The organism is Streptomyces carpinensis (genome assembly GCF_002154505.1).
GTDB lineage: Bacteria > Actinomycetota > Actinomycetes > Streptomycetales > Streptomycetaceae > Streptomyces > Streptomyces carpinensis.
Window position 1 is genome coordinate 1 of the sequence record NZ_MUBM01000744.1, and the last position, 2,252, is coordinate 2,252.

The following is a 2,252-nucleotide window of genomic DNA, read 5'->3' on the forward strand; positions in this document are numbered from 1 at the left end:
GGTACGGACGCTCGGTGTGGGGCGGGGTCACCGGCGCGGGTCCAACGGGTCGGCGGTCGTCGCAAGAGCCCGGGCGGTGAAGTACGGGGCCTTGCGCCGATAGCGGTTCCAGGCGGCCAGCGGCAGGCCGATCAGCAGGATGACGAGCGGCAGGACGGTCAGGAACCGGCCGTTGGACGCCGAGAAGGCGAAGTGGTCGGTGGAGGTCCATTGTGACCAGGCCATGTAGACGCCCAGCGCAAGCAGGACGGCTCCGGACAGGAGCGGCACCAGCACGGCGACCACCAGAGTGCGTGGGTCGGTGCGGGCTTCCTGACGGAAGGTCAGCGCGCAGGCCGCGCCGGCCAGTGCGTAGTACATGGAGACCAGCATGCCGACGGCGGTGACGCTGCCGACCACGATCTCCTGGACGTTGCCCAGTTCGATGGAGACCGCGGCGATCACGACCGCCAGTACGGCTGTCCGGACGGTGGCGATGTGCGGCGTGCCGCGCCTGGGGTGCAGCCGGGACCAGCCTGTTCCCATCACGCCGTCCCGGCTCATCGCCAGGGTCTGCCGGGCGGTGCCGATGAGCACCGACTGGATGCAGGACACGATCGACAGCAACAAGGTGGTGGTGGCCACCGCCTGGCCCGTCCTCCCGGCCACCAAGTCGCCCAGGAATGGCAGGCCGTTGTCGCCGTGCGCGGCCAGTTCCTGCGGGGTGAGGGCGCGTTGGAAGGCGACGGCGGCGAAGAGGAAGAGTCCGATGACCGCCACCAGCGAGCCCATGCCGACCCGGGCGGAAGTGCGGGCGTCGGCATTCTCCTCGGTGACCGAGAAAGCCGTTTCCCAGCCCCAGTACATGTAGACGGACAGCAGGACTCCGGTCGCCATCACCGAGGGCGAGGAGAAGACGGTGGGGGAGAACCAGGAGAGGCTGAACGAGGCGGCGCGCCCCTTGGTGACGGCCAGCACGCACAGCACGATGACGACAGCGAACTCGGCGGTGACGAAGGCGCGCTGGAAACGGGCGGCGAGGTCCACGCCGGCCACTGCGAGCCCGGTGAGGCCGGCTGTGATCACCACGCCGACCAGGAACGCCGAGACAGGGTGGGCGGCGCCCAGGTCGAACCCGCCCAGCCGGTGCAGGCCGAAGGCGTCCAGGGCGTAGAAGGCGTACTGGCCGGCCAGGGGGACCGCGTAGGCGATGAAGATGATGTTGGTGGAGACGATGACCCAGCCGATCAGGTAGCCGGGCAGTGGCCCGATCCGGCGACCGACCCATACGTAGGCGGCGCCGCAGTTGCGCTCCACCCGGTTCAGCCGCGTGTAGGCGACGGCGATGCCCAGGATCGGCAGGCAGGCCAGGAGGAAGGCGGCGGGGATACCCAGTCCGACAGCGGAACCGATGATCCCCAGGCCGATGCCGACGCTCATGGTCGGGCTGATGTTGGACAGGGTGAGCGCCAGGCCGTCCAGTACGCCGAGCACCTTGGGCAGCTCGGGTGCCGGGCCTGCTCCGGCGGAAGGCGGGGAGTCGGGTGAGGCGGTGCGCGGTGCCGTCATGGCGCCTCCAGGCTGACCGTACACAGAGGGGAAAGGGGCCCGTTCGGTCCGGCGGACGCCGTGAACGGGGGTTGGCGGCACCATGAAACGAGTGCGTCATCGCAGTTGTCAATGGCGTTGACTTCGGCCTGGCGATCCGGTCACGTGGCTCCCCGGGCAGAATGGGCGCGGAGCGGAACGAAGGGACAGGGGAGATCGGAATGGCGGCGGACGGCCGGAGCGGACGGCGCGCGGTGGGGCTGTCGCCACAGCGCATCATCGAGGCGAGCCTGGAACTGCTGGAGAGCGACGGCCCGGACAAGTTCACCTTCCGTGCGCTCGGCGCCCGGCTGGGAGCCGACCCGACCGCGGTCTATCGGCACTTCCGCGACAAGGACGACCTGCTGCTCGCCATCGCCGACGAGTTGCTCGCCCGTACCCTCGAGTCCTTCGAACCCGCCGCGGACTGGCGGGAGACCTTGCGCGTCCTCTGCCTGCGGATGCGGAAGGTGTATCTGGCGCACCCGCACACGGCAGTGCTCGCCACCGTCCGGACCACCCGCCGACCCGCCGAGATGCGGGCCGTCGAACTGATCCTCTCGGCGTTGACCCAGGCCGGCTTCCCCCCGGACCGTGCCGTGCACTACTACCGTGCCCTGGTCGACTTCGCCCTCTCCTGGTCGTGCATGGCCGCCACCTATGCCGCCCTCGACGCGGGCGCCCGC

The 2,252-nt window shown here is 70.1% G+C and carries 2 protein-coding genes; one reads left to right on the forward strand and one right to left on the reverse strand.

Annotated features, from left to right (window positions below):
* Positions 1-27 precede the first annotated feature (27 nt).
* A complete protein-coding gene (locus BZY54_RS48475; protein ID WP_158104040.1) occupies positions 28-1,548 on the reverse strand; it encodes an APC family permease in 1,521 nt (506 codons plus the stop codon).
* 200 nt (positions 1,549-1,748) lie between these two features.
* Here BZY54_RS48475 and BZY54_RS48480 point away from each other — a divergent pair.
* Positions 1,749-2,252 (forward strand): TetR/AcrR family transcriptional regulator (locus BZY54_RS48480; protein ID WP_086731584.1); only part of this gene is annotated, 504 nt, incomplete at its 3' end.